At 67.7% G+C, this 15,207-nt stretch carries 14 protein-coding genes and 1 pseudogene; 6 read left to right on the forward strand and 9 right to left on the reverse strand.

Annotated features, from left to right (window positions below):
- Positions 1–166: 166 nt before the first annotated feature.
- On the reverse strand, positions 167–1,666 hold the full coding sequence (locus tag M2266_RS05835) for an FUSC family protein (protein ID WP_277441081.1): 1,500 nt from the start codon (positions 1,664–1,666) through the stop codon (positions 167–169).
- A 205-nt stretch (positions 1,667–1,871) separates the two neighbouring features.
- Here M2266_RS05835 and M2266_RS05840 point away from each other — a divergent pair, with 205 nt between their 5' ends.
- Entirely contained in the window at positions 1,872–2,381 is a 510-nt protein-coding gene (locus M2266_RS05840; RefSeq protein ID WP_277437169.1) for an Lrp/AsnC family transcriptional regulator, read from the forward strand.
- On the opposite strand, the pseudogene M2266_RS05845 reads toward M2266_RS05840, so the two are convergent.
- The 6 genes and pseudogenes from M2266_RS05845 to M2266_RS05870 all read right to left on the reverse strand — a co-directional run.
- Positions 2,371–2,553: pseudogene (locus M2266_RS05845) on the reverse strand (DJ-1/PfpI family protein); the annotation flags it as partial. The gene M2266_RS05840 and the pseudogene M2266_RS05845 sit on opposite strands and share 11 nt — an antisense overlap.
- Before the next feature lie 181 nt (positions 2,554–2,734).
- Positions 2,735–4,099, reverse strand: a complete 1,365-nt coding sequence (locus M2266_RS05850; protein ID WP_277437170.1) for an FAD-dependent oxidoreductase — start codon at positions 4,097–4,099, stop codon at positions 2,735–2,737.
- Positions 4,100–4,252: 153 nt separating this feature from the next.
- Positions 4,253–5,545: a hypothetical protein gene (locus M2266_RS05855; protein WP_277437171.1), complete on the reverse strand. Its 1,293-nt coding sequence runs from the start codon at positions 5,543–5,545 to the stop codon at positions 4,253–4,255.
- Positions 5,546–5,722: 177 nt separating this feature from the next.
- A complete protein-coding gene (locus tag M2266_RS05860; protein ID WP_277437172.1) occupies positions 5,723–6,559 on the reverse strand; it encodes a universal stress protein in 837 nt (278 codons plus the stop codon).
- A gap of 606 nt (positions 6,560–7,165) precedes the next feature.
- Positions 7,166–7,926, reverse strand: a protein-coding gene (locus M2266_RS05865) for an IS5 family transposase (RefSeq protein WP_277441082.1) whose coding sequence is annotated in 2 segments (ribosomal slippage) — positions 7,166–7,617 and positions 7,617–7,926 — 762 coding nt in all. Because the reading frame shifts where the segments join, the coding sequence is not laid out codon by codon here.
- A gap of 319 nt (positions 7,927–8,245) precedes the next feature.
- Positions 8,246–9,223 carry a toll/interleukin-1 receptor domain-containing protein gene (locus M2266_RS05870; RefSeq protein WP_277437173.1) on the reverse strand — a complete coding sequence of 326 codons (978 nt, stop codon included), beginning with the start codon at positions 9,221–9,223 and terminating at the stop codon, positions 8,246–8,248.
- A gap of 426 nt (positions 9,224–9,649) precedes the next feature.
- Here M2266_RS05870 and M2266_RS05875 point away from each other — a divergent pair, with 426 nt between their 5' ends.
- The 5 genes from M2266_RS05875 to M2266_RS05895 all read left to right on the forward strand — a co-directional run bounded on the left by M2266_RS05875 (position 9,650) and on the right by M2266_RS05895 (position 12,326).
- Entirely contained in the window at positions 9,650–9,976 is a 327-nt protein-coding gene (locus tag M2266_RS05875; RefSeq protein WP_277437174.1) for a transposase family protein, read from the forward strand.
- 464 nt (positions 9,977–10,440) lie between these two features.
- Positions 10,441–10,563: a hypothetical protein gene (locus M2266_RS05880; protein ID WP_277437175.1), complete on the forward strand. Its 123-nt coding sequence runs from the start codon at positions 10,441–10,443 to the stop codon at positions 10,561–10,563.
- Positions 10,564–11,173: 610 nt separating this feature from the next.
- A complete protein-coding gene (locus M2266_RS05885) occupies positions 11,174–11,569 on the forward strand; it encodes a hypothetical protein (protein ID WP_277437176.1) in 396 nt (131 codons plus the stop codon).
- A 35-nt stretch (positions 11,570–11,604) separates the two neighbouring features.
- The gene (locus M2266_RS05890) at positions 11,605–12,033 is read left to right on the forward strand and encodes a hypothetical protein (protein ID WP_277437177.1); all 429 of its coding nucleotides are present in this window, start codon (positions 11,605–11,607) and stop codon (positions 12,031–12,033) included.
- Positions 12,030–12,326 carry a hypothetical protein gene (locus tag M2266_RS05895; RefSeq protein WP_277437178.1) on the forward strand — a complete coding sequence of 99 codons (297 nt, stop codon included), beginning with the start codon at positions 12,030–12,032 and terminating at the stop codon, positions 12,324–12,326. The genes M2266_RS05890 and M2266_RS05895 overlap by 4 nt, the downstream gene beginning before the upstream one ends.
- A gap of 349 nt (positions 12,327–12,675) precedes the next feature.
- On the opposite strand, the gene M2266_RS05900 is transcribed toward M2266_RS05895, so the two are convergent.
- Both M2266_RS05900 and aspS read right to left on the reverse strand, forming a co-directional pair.
- Entirely contained in the window at positions 12,676–13,155 is a 480-nt protein-coding gene (locus M2266_RS05900; RefSeq protein WP_277437179.1) for a hypothetical protein, read from the reverse strand.
- A 465-nt stretch (positions 13,156–13,620) separates the two neighbouring features.
- Positions 13,621–14,937: an aspartate--tRNA(Asn) ligase gene (gene aspS / locus M2266_RS05905; RefSeq protein WP_277437180.1), complete on the reverse strand. Its 1,317-nt coding sequence runs from the start codon at positions 14,935–14,937 to the stop codon at positions 13,621–13,623.
- Positions 14,938–15,207 lie beyond the last annotated feature (270 nt).

Consider the following 15,207-nt stretch of genomic DNA (forward strand, 5'->3'; position numbering starts at 1 on the left):
AAGTTCAGCACGCCGCGCGCTCCCCAAGGTGTCCGGCTCCCGGACCGCATCCCGCTGCGGCCCGCGGAATTCCGATGCGCAGGGTCTTACCCGAGGAGTGGCTGATCCATCCTGTTCGTGGCCGATGCACATGCCTCGGACCTGGTCCCCGCGTCCACGTCGCAGGTCAGGCGGCCAAAGGGGCGCGCGGAGTCGCACGAAGGGGTGCGACCAGTTCGATGAGCGCCCCTTCCAGTGCGTGCAGGTGCGCCAGCGCGTGTTCCGCGTGCGGGTGCTCAGCGGCCTCGGCGGCCACGGTGAGCGGTGCCGGGACGTGCGGCACGCCCGGGGCCACGAGGCGGGTGACGGCCTCCTCGACGCGACGGCAGGCGGCGAGCAGCCGCTCGTCGTGACCGGCGTCCGGGTCGGCCACCACGGCGGCGAGGCCCCGTACCCGGTCCGCGCACTCGTCCAGCAGCGCCAGCACCTGGCGCGCCCGAGCCCTGCGGGCCCGTAGCGGGCTGAAGGGGTGGACGAGCGGGGCGACGGTGGTCCTGACCCGGCCCAGTACGACGTCGAGTTCCCTCGCCCGCTGCGCGAGGTCCTCGCCGGGGCCGCCGGCCAGGTGGTGCGCGGCCTGGGTGGTGAAGTCGCGCACGCCGTGCAGCGCGTGCCGGATCCAGGCGTCGGTGGCGGAGTGCGTGCTGATCGGCAGGACGACGGCCACGGCCAGTGCCGCGGCGAGCGCCCCGACGGCGGTCTCCTCGAGACGCAGCCACAGCAGACCGGGGTGGAGGATGCCCAGCAGGCCGTAGAGCGAGCCCGCCATGACGGTGACGAAGAACATCATCCAGCTGTACGACACGGGCGCGGTGTAGAAGATCCCGAAGACGCAGACCGCGAGCAGCAGCGCGGTCGGCGCCCCTGCGCCGTGCAGCGGCAGGGCCAGCGCCAGACCGGCCGCGATGCCCGTCACGGTGCCCAGCACCCGGCGGAACCCGCGGACCAGCGTCTCTCCCCGGTGGGCGGTGTTGACGAAGATCCACCACGCGGTGCCGACCGCCCAGTACCAGCGGTCCTCGGAGAGCGCCTGACCGAGCGCGAGGGCGCAGCCGGACGCGGCGGCGGCCTGGAAGGCCTGGCGGGTGGTGGTCCTGCGCAGCCCGCGCGCCTGCGGCAGCGCGACGACGGCCGGCGGGAGGGTCCGGCGCTCGTAGCACCAGAGGCCGAAGCGGACGAGCGCGGCGGAGCCGAGCCCCAGACCGACGGCCGCGCACAGCTCGGGGAGCGCGGCCGGGGCGGCGTGCAGGAACTGGGAGATGAAGAACATCATGAACGCGAACACGCCGAGCGCGTGCCCGCGCGGCCCCCAGCGGCGGGCGTAGACGCCGGCGAAGACCACGGCCACGAAGACCGCGTCACGGGCGTACGGGACGCCGTGCAGCCAGGCGGCGGCGACGAGGACCGGGAGGCCCACGACGGGCATCAGCGCGGTGGTGACCGCCTGCCGGCCGACCCGGGCGTCCGTGACGACGAAGAGCGCGAGCAGCGCGGCGAGCCCGCCGGCCGCCACGGCCGGCATCGGGAGCCCGGCCAGGAGGGCGGAGGTGACGGCCGTCCCGATGCCCAGGACCGCGCGGGACGCGGTGCGCAGCCGCACGCGCCCCGGGTCCGGAGCGATGAACATCCTCTTCACGTCGGTGGTTCCCGCCCCTTGCTCAGCGTCGTTCGATCGACGGACAGACACAGCGAAGGCGTTGCGGAGGACCGCAACGCCATCGTCACGCCAAGGAAAACATCATCAGGGGCAATGGCTCAAATCGAGCGGCCAGCTATGAGCCATTGGTACAGTGAAAAGCCGTATCCACCGACCAGAAGGAGACCAGTGGCCCATGGCCGTCGACGCGCTGGACGCCCGCATCCTGCGGCTGATGCTGGAACAGCCGCGCACCAGCGTGCGGGAGTACGCCCGCGTCCTGGGCGTGGCCCGCGGCACGCTCCAGGCCAGGATCGACCGGCTGGAGCGCGACGGAGTGATCACCGGCTTCGGTCCGCGGCTGTCGCCCGCCGCGCTCGGCCACCCGGTGCTCGCCTTCGTGCACATCGAGGTGACCCAGGGGCATTTGGACGACGTCGGTGACGCGCTGGCCGCCGTGCCCGAGATCATCGAGGCGGTCTCCGTCACCGGCGGCGGCGATCTGCTGACCCGCGTCGTCGCCCGCGACAACGCGCACCTGGAGGACGTCGTCCAGCGCCTGATCAGCACCCCCGGGGTGGTCCGCACCCGCACCGAGGTGGCGTTGCGGGTGCGGGTCCCGCACCGGGTGCTGCCGCTGGTCGAGGCGGTGGGGAGGGGCGCCGCGGCTGCCGGTGGCGTCCGGGGCGCCGGTCCTACCGGTTGAGGCCCGCCTTGAGGAGGTCCTTGGCGGCCCGCGGCGCCTTCGCGAGCGAACCGGCGTCGAAGGGCGGCTGCGGGTCGTACTCGATCATCAGCTGGATCGCCTCGGCGGTGGTCCGACCGGCGATCCGCCCGACGAGGGCGAGTGCCATGTCGATCCCCGAGGAGACCTGGGCGATCCGGTCCGCACGCCGGGCGGCCGCGGCGAACCGCCCGACGACCTCCGCGTCGTGGATCGCCCGCCGGATGCCGGGATGGCGGCAGGGACAGGCTTGTGACGATTCCCGCCACCCACGCGGAGGGACGGACCGGGCACGAGCCCGGACCGTCCCTCCGCGTCCTGCGGGCGTGCGGGTCTTACGCGCCGCTGGCGTCCAGCATCTCCTCGCGTTCGACGATCTTCACGCGCTCACGGCCCTGCGGTTCGCCCAGCGCCTTCTCCGCGGCGTCCAGCCGGTACCAGCCCTCCCACGTGGTGAAGCGGACGTTCCGCTCGCCGAGGAACGCGTCCACGTCCTCCGGGGCGGGCGACGCGGGTGTGTGCAGCCGCCCGTTCGCGTGGTCGTCCAGCAGACTGGCGACCGTCTCGTTGGCGTCGCCCTTGGTGTGGCCGATCAGCCCCACGGGACCGCGCCGGATCCATCCGGTGACGTAGGTCGACCGCAGGTGCTCGCCAGTCTCCTCGATCACCCGGCCGCCCTGGTCCGGCACCGTGCCCGACGCGACGTCCCAGGGCAGCTTGGGCAGCTCGTCGGACAGGTACCCCACCGCGCGGTAGACCGCGCTGACGTCCCAGTCCTTGAAGGTGCCGGTGCCCTTGACGTTGCCGGTGCCGTCGAGGGCGGTGCGCTCGGTGCGCAGGCCGACCACCTTCCCGTCCTCGCCGAGGATCTCCGCGGGCGACTCGAAGAAGTGCAGGAACAGCTTGTGCGGGCGCTCGCCGACGTCACGGATCGCCCAGTTCTCCAGCGTCTTGGCCACCATGTCGGCCTGCTTGTTGCCGCGCCGGGTCGCGATCGAGCCGTCGTCGTAGTCGATGTCCTCGGGGTTGACGATGACCTCGATGTTCGGGGAGTGGTCCAGCTCCCGCAGTTCCATCGGGCTGAACTTCGCCTGCGCCGGACCACGGCGGCCGAAGACGTGCACCTCCAGCGCCTTGTTGGCCTTGAGGCCCTCGTGCACGTTCGGCGGGATCTCGGTCGACAGCAGCTCGTCCGCGGTCTTGGCGAGGATGCGCGCCACGTCGAGTGCGACGTTGCCGACACCGAGGACGGCGACCTTCTCCGCATCGAGCGGCCAACTGCGCGGTACGTCCGGGTGCCCGTCGTACCAGGAGACGAAGTCCGCCGCGCCGTACGAGCCGTCGAGGTCGCTGCCGGGGATGTCGAGCGCCCGGTCCGCGGTCGCTCCCGTGGAGAAGATCACCGCGTCGTAGAACGTCCGCAGATCGTCCAGGCTGATGTCGTTCGGATAGTCCACGTTGCCGAAGAGGCGGACTTGCGGCTTGTCGAGCACCTGGTGCAGGGCCGTGACGATGCCCTTGATCCGCGGGTGGTCGGGGGCGACGCCGTAGCGGATCAGGCCGAACGGCGCCGGCATCCGCTCGAACAGGTCGATGGAGACACCGGGCGTGACGGCCGCCGGGGACTTCAGCAGCGCGTCGGCGGCGTAGATCCCGGCGGGGCCGGCTCCGACTATTGCTACCCGCACAGGGCGAAGCATGATCAGGTTCCCTTCGAGCGGTGGCACGCGGACTCCCGGGAAGCCTAAACTAAGGCAAACCTAACTCAGTAGTCGGGTTCGACCTATGACCTCATAAGGCAGCCTTATGGGTCCTCCAAGGCAAGTCGTGCACCATCGGTCGGACCGCATCCGTCATCCCGAGTAGTAGCTCCAGCGGGCGCGACCGTCCTTGCCCATGTAGCACTTGGCGGGGCGCCCGTCGGCGGTCGTCGCGGTGCCTCCGACGGGAGAGCAGAACTGCCCGAACCGGACGCCGCCCCGGCTGCTGCCGCCGCCTCCCCCCGAAGTGCCGTACGAGGGCGCGGGATCGGCTTGGGGCTTCGGTTTCGGCTGCGGCTTCGGCTCGGGACCGGCGCTGCCGGCACTGGGACTGGGTGCGGTGCACGGGTCGCCGGAGCCGATCAGCCACAAGGAGACCTGCGCCCTCGTCGAGACCTCGGCACCGGCCCCCGGCTGCTGCCGGCACACCTGCCACGTGGCATGGTCGCTCGCTCCGCCGTCCAGTCGCCTGCCGGTAAGGGCGTGGAAGAGGACCGTGCGGGCGAGGCCGAGATCGCCCAGGACGCCCGCGGCGGCGTCGAACCGTTCGCCGACGAGATCCGGCATCACGATCCGGCCTGCGCCGAACAGCTGCTCCGGGCACGTCTCCCGGTCCGGCACCGCATAGAGCGTCAGCGTGGTGAGGGACGGAAGGGCCGTCTCGCCCCGAGCGGGTATCTGGAAGCAGACCCGCCACCCCGCCTCGGTGCCCGTCACCGTCCGGAAGGCGGACGACGCGTCGGCCGCCGAGACGTGCACCCACGGCTGGGCACCGGCCGTCGCCTTTGCCTCCCGCAGCGAGAACCCTTGGAACGCGGGGACGGCCACGGCATACTCCACGCGCGCCCGCGGGGCGGCCTTCTCCTCATCAGCGGACCCCGCGTTCGCAAGACCGTTCACGCCCGTCCGGAGGACGATCAGCAGGGCCACCACGAGGAACGTCAGTACAGGGTGCTGACGCACCCACGCCCGGGACCGCGCACCGCGCCCGGGAGGCGCGGAGAAGCCGGAAGGCAGAAGCTCCCCCGCGGATTCGAGAAGCCGCCCCTTCGGGTCGAGCTTCGAGCCCCACAGCCGGTGCCGCTTCCCGTCGACAAGGATCGTGACGGAACCGAACACGCCCTGCGCACCACGAACGATCCCCAGCGGCTGGTACACCCGGATCCCCCCGCCCCCCGCCATGCCCGGAAGCAGGATGACGCCGTTCCCCGTCAGCGCGGCGTATCCCCAGCCGTCGCGGTACACGGCCAGAACCGTCTCCCCGTCCGCAAGGACCCGCAGCAGAGCCTCCGCTGCAAGTACCGGCAGCTGCGCGGCCTCATGCGCAGCCACCCGCACGGTTCGTGGATCGTTTCGCAGCAGGCGCTGCGCGGGAGTCTCCGACATGCGGGGATGCTAGCGCTCTGGCCGCGCCATCCCACCCCGAAGCAGCCAGGTCAGCCCAAGACCGACAACCACACCTGGCGCCGGGGGTCGTCCCCGTCGGTGTCGATTCACCGCGGACCAGATCGGCCGGCCGGGGTTCGGAGTCCCGCCCGAACAGGTCGGGGTCTCACGTCCAGATCAGGCGTAGGGAACGATAGCGACCGGGCACACCGCGTGGTGGACCGCCGAGTGGCCCACTGGTCCCAGGCGGGATGTCGATGTCTCTCGGCGGCTATGGCGGCCGATCACCAGTAGCTCGGCACCTTCCTCTGCGCTCACCACGATATGACCGGGGCTGCCCGTCTCGACTCTCGTCGTGACCTCAACGTCCGGAAATTTTTCGCACCATGGAGTCACCGCATCGTCCAATGCGCCCTGTGCCGCGGGATCAGCGTGGTCAGTCTTGTGGTGAAGGTGAACATGCCTGCCTTCGACGCTCAGCACGACAAGGGGCACGCCGTGCAGCGATGCGGAATCAAAGGCGAACGCCAGCACCTCGCCACAAGGACGATCCGGGTTCATGGCGACGACTACGGGACCTTCGAGCGTTTTTGGTGCGTTCTCGCCGACATGTGCACCGCGAAAGAGTGCCACTGGCCGCTTGGCATGGCCGATCACATGATAGCTGGCATCCCCCAAAAAGAAGTTCCCCGTGGCCCCCATCCCTTTCGATCCCAGTGCCAGCAAGGTAGACCTACCGGAAACTTCAAGCAGCGCATCCGAGGGGTCCTTGGCAGCCAGTTCCACAGACACAGGCAAATCCGGATACAATTCACCTATCATCTTTCTCGTGTCATCAAGAAGACGTCGGGACCAGTAGTTCTGATCGTCTTCAATGGAATCCGCTTTGAGCATTATCCATGCATGCATCATATGCAGCGGAAGATTTCTCAGGTGCGCCTCACGCGCCGCCCAGTGTGCTGCAGCAACACTCGTCGGCGAACCGTCGAGGCCCACCGAGATGACGGAATTCATGTCGAGACCTCCCTCGAGCCGTATGGGCATCCATCGCGGCAGGCCACCCGGATAAAGAGGGCCGGAAAGGTCGAACGGCGCCCGCGGCTTGGCGGTGCAAGCTCTTCATCAACCAGGATGTCACGCCCAGACCCGCGGCGCCCGTCGCGCGTTCAGGGCCCCCGGCACATCCCCGGGATCGCGGCCCGCACCCCCGGTCATCGTCTCTCCGCGACGTGACTGCCCTGTCTGGAGCTGCCGGACATCAAACCTACAGTCGTCACGCTTCGGCCCTCAGCCCCGGAAGGACAGCCGCACCTGGCGCCGGGGGTTGTTTGGGCATCTGCCACAAGGACCATGGGCCGGCGCCTGCCCCGCCTGCCACCGCGACATACCCACCGGACAACAGACCTGACCAAGCCCTACTGGTGCGTTGTCCGTGACTGTCGGCCGGTTGGGGTGTGACGGCTGGGCTCGGCGGCGAGACGCCGGGGCGTGTTGCCCTGCTCTCGGGAGGAGTCCTGTCATGGCCAAGCCGGTGCACGCCCGTCGATTGACGGACGATGAGGGGCAGACCCTGCTGCGGATCGTGCGGCGGGGCCGGCACGGCACGATTAAGAGGTCGTCTCATTTGGTGAGTCTGCGATAGCAGATCAGTGTGCAGGCGATGCTGGTGAAGGCGAGGAAGTGTTCGGCTGTGCGTTCGTACCTGCGGTGCAGTCGGCGGCAGCCGGCGAGCCACGCCATGGTGCGTTCGATGGTCCATCGGTGACGGCCCAGCCGCTGGGAGGACTCGATGCCTTTGCGGGCGATCCGTGGGGTGATGTTGCGGGATCGGAGCCATTGCCGCAGGTGGCGGTTGTCGTACGCCTTGTCCGCGTGCAGCTTTCCAGGCTTGCGGCGGCGTGGTCCGCGGCGCGAGCGGATCGGCGGTATCCCGCGGACGAGCGGCTCCAGGGCCTGGCTGTCGTGAAGGTTCGCCCCCGAGATCCCGATCGACAGGGGTAAACCGGTGCGGCCGGTGATCAAGTGGATCTTCGAGCCGTTCTTGCCCCGATCCACAGGATTCGGACCTGTCAGGTCCCCCCTTTCAGGGCCCGCATGTTCACCGAGTCGATCGCGCACCGAGACCAGTCCAGGTCACCGCGCGAGCCAAGTTCGTCGAGCACCAAGCGGTGCAGCTTGGCCCAGACCCTGGCCTTGGACCACTCCGTGAGACGACGGTGCGCCGTAGGTCCGGACGGCCCAAAAACCCCAGGTAGTTGCCGCCAGGTGCAACCGGAGGTGGCCACGAACACGATCGCAGCCAGCACCTCGCGGTCCCCGTACCGCCGCCGACCGCCACCTTGCGGCCGCGTCGGAGCCGACGGCACCACCCGCTGAAACATCACCCACAACTCGTCCGGCACCAGCCGCTCGACAATATCCACACCGGCAGAATACCAACCACGCCTAATGAGACGACCTCTAAGGTACGCCGCGCGATGATGGTGCCGGCCTCGGCGTCGGGAACACCAACGAGGCGATTGCCGCGCTGGTGGCCGCCGACCCCGACACCGGTAAGGGGGCGGAACAGCTGACTCGTCGCGTACGCTCGAGACCAAGGAGTTGGCGTACAAATTATCTGGCCTAAACGGTCCCTCGGAATGTGACGACGGATAAACCACTATCCATCGCCTGTTTCTCCATGACCCAATTGACCCCCTCTCACACCTCACGTTTCCTGTTCCGCCACGCGTGAATTCCTGGCAGCAGAGAAGAGTCCTCACCGACTCCTCGCCCTTCTAGCACACCTTCGACATTGTCAAAGAAACCCACGGCGAAGCGGCGTTCCCAACCCCACAGAGCTGGGCCGACAAGTAGGGACCACCCGCCTGTCGAATACGCGAGCGCAAGCGAACCAGCGGCTACGATTCCATTCTTTACCGTGGGAAACTTCAGCACGACCATGGAACTACCCGGATCGGCGTCAACTACTTCCCCGGTAATCACGCCACCGCGGCGGGCGTTGAAAACCACGCGGGCAGCTTCGGGACTCACTTCAACCACCGGGTAGTGCAACATTTCAACTGCACCTGCAAGCGCGTCAAACGCTCGACGGCGAGACGCTTTGACCGTCCGCTCATATCGCCTGAGCTTGGTGACCTTTACCTCGGCTGTTTCGTTTCCCTTCGCGTCGCGGATAGGGAGCACCGCATGGCGCTCCAGCGTCTCTAAGAGGCGACCAAAGTCGTAGGGCCAGTCGTCATCAGAAAGCCTAACGGCTTGCAGGCGGGCGAGGGTGCCGAGCGGGCGTGGCATTTCACTGCCAGACGGCATTGTCGCCCCTCCGACGAGTACCGGCACGAGGGCGATACCGTTCTTAAGGGCGGTTTCGATCTCCAGACGCACCAGGTCGCTCGCATCGTCGAGCCGTCGCTGCCCGTTGCCGTCCGAGCTGTTAAGCCAGTCGGGCCCAATAAGCGCAACTACGGCACGAGAGCCGAGCAGGGCTCGCTCCAGTTGAATAATATAGTCTTGCGCTGATCGGTTCGAGTCCAAGTCGAAATAGACGCGTTCTTTTCCGAAGTAAGTCCGCAGATCAGCAACGAGCCGCCCGGACCAGGGTTTTGAGTCCATGCGCCGGTAGGATACAAAGATCGCTCGTGGTTCCTTCTCGACCTTCTCAACTCGCGAGTCTTGCATGGCCCCTCCTACCCGCGTTTTTCGCCCAGCGTCTCGCAGCCCGAGACCTTGCACCGGGGCATTCCCAGCATTCACTGAGGTGCCAGGGGCGTACAAGAGCGCATCCTGACGGCGCACGAGGCGTAAGCCACGCGGTCACTGGTCGAAAACACTCCCAGGGGGCATTGCATAGTCGCGATCGGTCCGGTTCATCTGCCTCATGCGTGACGTGGCGTCATGTCCCGGCCTGGTCTGGGATGTCCCCCCGGGAATGCAGAGCAGGCACGGTGCCGATGATCATGTGGTTGTCGAAAACCCATGAGAACCGAGCGAGACCGTGCCTGCCCGAACATCATCGCCCATGCCCGCCGGGCTGGGGAATTGGCCCTCCCGAACCTCTGCGCCGCTACGCAGGACGCTGCTGACCTGAGACGCTTCCTTGTCTGAGTGTCCGATCCGCGTGGCCTGCGGGGACGACGGTATCCACTGCTCCCCCTGTTGTGCGCGCCCGCGGCAGCCGTCCTGACCGGAACCCGGTCCCTCATGGCGAGCGGTGAATGGATCGGCGATGCTCCGGAGGCCGTCCTGGGTGTCCTCGGCTTCCCGGCCGACCCGTTCACCGGCATCCGGCCGGCGCCGCACGCCGCCACCGTCCGTCGCCTGCTGCGACGCATCGACGGTGACGCGCTGGATGTGGCCATCGGCGCCTACCGCCAGGCCAGAACGGCACGGCCGGAAGAGTCCGAGCCGCCGCCGAAGCCGGCTCTGCGGTGATCGCGGTCGACGGCAAAACAGTCCGCGACTCCCGCACCGTCACGACCGCCGCGGTCCAGCTGCCGGCCGCGATGGACCACCACGCCACTGGGGCATCGAGAACCTCCCGCACCACGTCCGCGACCGCACCTTTCGCGAGGATGACTCCAAGGTCCGCACCGGCCGGCTGTCCCGCGCCATGGCCGGTCTGCGCAACCTCGCCATCAGCGTCTTCCGCCAGAACGGCGAGACCAATATCGCCGCCGCCCTCCGCTCCTTCCGAGTTGCTACATAGTCAACGGTGGGGTTGTTTACGAATCGCTGCGCCTAGTACCTCAACTCCTGGAAAACGGTTTCGTTGGCGTTGCACTGCAGGAGAGTTCGCCCAACCGCCCTGGGTAAGTCCTGCCCAATTGTTGGCGGTGTTCCCGTGGATGCCGAAGAGATCGCTGATGATGATCGGCGGCAACTCAGAGGAGTCTCACGTGGCAGTTTGCCAAGCGAAGGAAGGCTCCCGGGTGGTGGGCGAACGCTGCCTGCTGCACGGTTCCGCGGACATGAAGGTCGGCCCGGTGGATGAGCTGGTCGGCGGCTTGCGTCTGGCCTGAGGGGCAGGTGGCGGCTGCCCCGGTGAGGAAATCCCCGGCCAGGGTCGCGGCCAGCGCCAGCCCGGCCACCGCGGTCACCGCGGTCACCGCGGTCACCGCGGTCACCGACGCCAGCGGGCGTAGCGCGGGGCGATGCCCCGCCCCTGTCGCCGCCGCAGTCCGCGAGAGCCCGTGGCACCGGGCGGGAAGTGCGGGCCGGCCTCTTCGTGTGGTGGCGTTCTGCTCGGCTGTCCGGCGGGCGCGGTGCGGGAGTTCGTCGGCCTCGTGCCGGGCCTTGGGCGCGTACGCGTGTGGCCTCGGTCTCCGCGCTGGTGCGGAGCTCCACTCGCCCGGCGGGGGAGCTGCTCCGACGAACAGGCCACGGAGCTACTCGCGGTCATCCCCTGCCGCCGTGGCCGCGCTCCTGAAGCAGCGGCGGCAGCATGAGCCCCGGTCCAACCCTGCAGGCCTGCGGGAAATCTGAGCACCCGCCAGGAGAAGCAGCAAATCAAGGGCCGGGGGCCGAGCGTCGGGAGTCAGGTCCACTGCCCGGGTTCCGTATGCCGCTGACCACTGTCAGTAGCTGCACTTACGATGCGTACAGGCACCTCCACTGAGCGTAAGGAGTCTCATGCCCCAGCGTGCGTTCGTCAGCTTCGACTACGACTACGACTACGACTACGACAAGACCCCCAAGGACTTCCTCATCGGGCAGGCCAAGAACCCTGACTCACCCTTCGCGGTCCATGACTGGTCAATCAAGGAAGCGTCTCCCCACTGGAAAGCAAAGGCTCGCGCCAGGATTCGGGCATCGGATGTCGTCATCGTCATCTGCGGGGAACACACGGACGCCGCAGTGGGAGTGGCACTCGAGCTCAAGATCACTCAGGAAGAGCAGATCGACTACTTCCTGCTGAACGGGTACCCGGGCAAGACCGGTAAGAAGCCGACAACGGCGAAGGCCACCGACAAGATCTACAAGTGGGAGTGGGACAACCTCAAGACGCTCGTTGGAGGAGGACGGTGACAACACCATCTGAACCAAACGTGCGGCCAGAAATATTGGAGCTCTACCAGCTCGCCGTGGAGATGGCTGACCGGGTCTCCGCGCGCCGGGGGACGGCCAACGCTTTCTTCCTGTCAGTGCAGTCCGCACTGGTCACCCTGGTGGGTTTCGGCATACCCAAGCTCTCCGAGTCCCCGTGGTGGGTGCCTTTGGCCGTTGCCCTGGCCGGCGTCACCCTGTCTGCCGCCTGGTGGATGCAACTTCGCAGTTACCGGGACCTCAACACGGCGAAGTTTGCGGTCATCATCAAGCTGGAGGACCGTCTCCCCGTCAAGCTCTTCGCTGACGAATGGGAGACCCTGAAAAGGGATCCGATCCCCGGCTGGCGCAAGCGCTACGCGGAGCTGGGCACGTCCGAACGCATCGTGCCCGTGGTGTTCGCCGTAGCGCACCTGATCCTGTTTGTTGGCACACTGTCCGCGTGACCTACCTCGATCACCTCGCCGATCTGATCCGGTCCTGTCTCTCCCCGAGCGCGGAGCCGCCCGCAGACTCTGACGACCTGTTCCGCATTTACGCGGTGCTGCTGCAAGCCAAGGGAGAGCAGGTCACCGACGAAGACGTCCACAACGCCTGGTCCGCGTGGATGCAGTCAGTGGACAGCACCCACGCCGCACTGGTTCCGTTCCAAGCTCTTGACCTGGAGACGCGCGCCTTCGACGCCCCGTACGCCGAGGCCATCCGCTCAGCAGCCCGCCGAACGGAAGGCGACAAATAGGCATTCCTGCAGCCGCCGATCAACACCCGCCCATGACGTATCGGCCGGGCGCCCTGCGAATCTGTGGTGGCTATATCACCGGCGCGGCCCGGCTCGACTGACTTCGCGAGATGCTGCCGTCACGCTTCGGCGCCACTACATGACCGGCGAAAATGCTCCGGTCCTTCCAAACGGTGGGAAGCTTCAACCGAGTCTGCGCGTACGCCTTGGGCAGCCGGTCGGCCTGCTCCTGGTCGCACTCCACCCAGGCGAGACGGAGCTGCCCTCCGGCCGTCCCCAGAGCCGTGAGACGCCATCACAACGGCCCTCCGAGCCTACGTCGAGTAATAGTCAAGACCTGTGGATCAAGTCAGCTCGGCTGTCGGGGGTGTTGTAGGCCGCGGGTGGCTGCGTTGCGAACGCGGCGGGTTCGTCCGTGTTCGGCGAGCAGGATAAGGGCCTCGGGCGAGGTGGCGAGCTGACCGGTCGCCGCCGTGCGCTGGCACCAGTCGGATGCGCTGGTCAGTTCCTCGGAGGCCCAGGTTTCCCCCAGGGCGATCGCTCTGAGCAGGGTCCACTCCTGCAGGCGGCGGGTGAGGAAGTCGCGTTCGGCGATGACGCCGGTCAGGGTGTGGGCCCAGGTCGTGAATCGGGGGTCGGTCAGCAGCCGGGCTGCCCGTTGGTCGATGTGACGGACCACCGCGCTCTGGGCCATGGTCGCGTCCGCGTCCCGCAGGACGGCGGCAACCAGCTTGGCCTCGTCTGTCTCGGTGACGGTGTCCAGGGCCGTGAGGTAGCGGGTGAAGCGCCGGTGCTCGGCTGGGTCCTCGGCGATGTGGGAGTCAGTCATGCGGCTCGCCCTTCCGGTCGATCGACGGGTTGCCCGCGTTCGTAGCGGGCTCCGGCGCGGACGAGGGCAACCAGATGCGGTGCGTTCAAGTCGTGGAACGCCGGCAGATCGTCCTCGTCGTCGACGATCTTCTTGACGGCCGGGGCGTGCCTTCCCGACCGACGCGCCAACGTCGGCCTACTCGATACCAGTCGATCGATCACTCGGGAAGGTACGCCCTCCCGAGCCGATCCACAGGATCTGAGCATTGCTCACCGCCGAGAGCCCGCCGCTCCATGATGCTGTCACGATCCAGTCCGTACGCATGGAGCCGGGAGACCTGCTCCGGAGCCACATCCTCACACCCCATCGGGTCACCAGCGGGTCGGCCCGAGCATGAGCATCAACCTCTCCCACGACGGCCTGTGCCACCACGGACGCTGCGCGGACCGTGAGATTGCGGTCCGCGAGCACTGACGAAGCCCCTTACGGGGTGAGCCGGTTCGGTCCGCGGAACAGGAAGGTGGCCTCGCGGATCGATTCCAGGCCGAGCATCACCATCAGTACCCGGCCCAGCCCCATACCCAGGCCGCCGTGTGGCGGGCACCCGAACCGGAACGCGTTGAGATAGTCCTGCAGCGGCTCGGTGCCCATGCCCTTCTCCGCAGCCTGTTTGAGCAGCACGTCGTAGCGGTGCTCGCGCTGCGCCCCGGTGGTGATTTCCAGCCCCTTCCACAGCAGGTCGAAACTCAGCGTCACGTCCGGCCTGTCGGCGGGTCGCATGTGGTAGAAGGGCCGGATGCTCGTCGGGTAGTGCGTGATGAACACGAAATCGTGCCCCACCTGCTCCCTCATGTGCGCGGCGATGCCCCGCTCGCCCTCCGGGTCCAGGTCCTCCTTCAAGCCCTCCGGGTCCCAGCCCTTCGCCCGCAGGAACGCCTGGGCCTCGGCCATGGTGATCCGAGGGAACGGCGTGATCGGCACCACGACCTCGACGCCGTATGTCTCCCGGATCGCCTCCCCGTGGACCTCAGCGACCTTTCCGATGGCGTGGGCGAGCATCTGCTCCTCGAACGCCATCACGTCCTCGACGTCCGTGATCCATGCGAGTTCGACGTCCACCCCCGTGAACTCGGTCGCGTGCCGGGATGTGAACGACGGCTCCGCTCGGAAAACCGGGCCGATCTCGAAGACCCGGTCGACGCCGGCCGAGATCGCCATTTGCTTGAAGAACTGAGGTGACTGCGCCAGGTAGGCGGAGCGGTCGAAGTAGCCGAGCTTGAAGACCTCAGCGCCGGACTCCGAGGCGGTGCCCATCAGTTTCGGGGTGTGCATCTCGGTGCAGCCGTGGGCGTACGCGTACTCGCGCATCCCTTGCTCAAGTGTGGTCTGTACAGCGAACAGCAGCTGCGCTGTCGATCGCCTGCGTACATCGAGGAACCGCCAGTCAAGGCGCTGCTCCAGGCCGGTGTGCTCGTCGATCGGCAGCGGGGCCTCGGCGCGGTTCAGAACTTCGACGGACTCCGGAATGATCTCCAGGCCGCCGAGCTTCACCACCGGGTTGTCGACCACCCGGCCCGTGATCCGTACGGCGGACTCGGTGGTCAGATGCTCCAGCTCGGCCTCGATGGCGTCACCGCCCCGCTTGTGGGTGACCTGGGCGGTGCCGGTGTGGTCCCGGACGAGGATGAACTGCATCGTGCGCTGCAGGCGGTGCGTGTTCACCCAGCCCGAGATCGAAACAGTTTGACCGACGTGTTGCCGCAGTTCAGCGACCAGTACGCGGCTCGTAGCGTGGATCATCGCAGCCCTCCGGGGGCGTCGTCATGATCCCTTGGGAGCGTGGGCGAGAAGGGTACTCGCGGTGCCACCACGCCTTTGCCACCGCCAGAAAGCGACGGCCTCATTCGGGCCCGGTCACGGGGGCCAGTCGGCGGGGCATCGGACCGGGTGGATCGGCCGTTTCTCCCCGCGCTCGGGAGGGTCTTCACGTCGGGCGCGAGACTGCCTTCACAGCTACCAGCAGTTCTCTCTGCTCGTGGATCCCGACGCTACTTGTCTCCTTCGACGCGT

This window comes from Streptomyces sp. SPB162 (genome assembly GCF_029504575.1).
GTDB lineage: Bacteria > Actinomycetota > Actinomycetes > Streptomycetales > Streptomycetaceae > Actinacidiphila.

What these genes read in the sequence shown, in the direction of transcription:
- M2266_RS05835 (WP_277441081.1), bottom strand. Translation starts at nt 1,666, where the DNA reads ATGTTCATCGCTCCGGACCCGGGGCGCGTGCGGCTGCGCACCGCGTCC.
- M2266_RS05840 (WP_277437169.1), top strand. Translation starts at nt 1,872, where the DNA reads ATGGCCGTCGACGCGCTGGACGCCCGCATCCTGCGGCTGATGCTGGAA.
- M2266_RS05850 (WP_277437170.1), bottom strand. Translation starts at nt 4,099, where the DNA reads ATGCTTCGCCCTGTGCGGGTAGCAATAGTCGGAGCCGGCCCCGCCGGG.
- M2266_RS05855 (WP_277437171.1), bottom strand. Translation starts at nt 5,545, where the DNA reads ATGTCGGAGACTCCCGCGCAGCGCCTGCTGCGAAACGATCCACGAACC.
- M2266_RS05860 (WP_277437172.1), bottom strand. Translation starts at nt 6,559, where the DNA reads ATGAATTCCGTCATCTCGGTGGGCCTCGACGGTTCGCCGACGAGTGTT.
- M2266_RS05870 (WP_277437173.1), bottom strand. Translation starts at nt 9,223, where the DNA reads ATGCAAGACTCGCGAGTTGAGAAGGTCGAGAAGGAACCACGAGCGATC.
- M2266_RS05885 (WP_277437176.1), top strand. Translation starts at nt 11,174, where the DNA reads ATGCCCCAGCGTGCGTTCGTCAGCTTCGACTACGACTACGACTACGAC.
- M2266_RS05900 (WP_277437179.1), bottom strand. Translation starts at nt 13,155, where the DNA reads ATGACTGACTCCCACATCGCCGAGGACCCAGCCGAGCACCGGCGCTTC.
- aspS (WP_277437180.1), bottom strand. Translation starts at nt 14,937, where the DNA reads ATGATCCACGCTACGAGCCGCGTACTGGTCGCTGAACTGCGGCAACAC.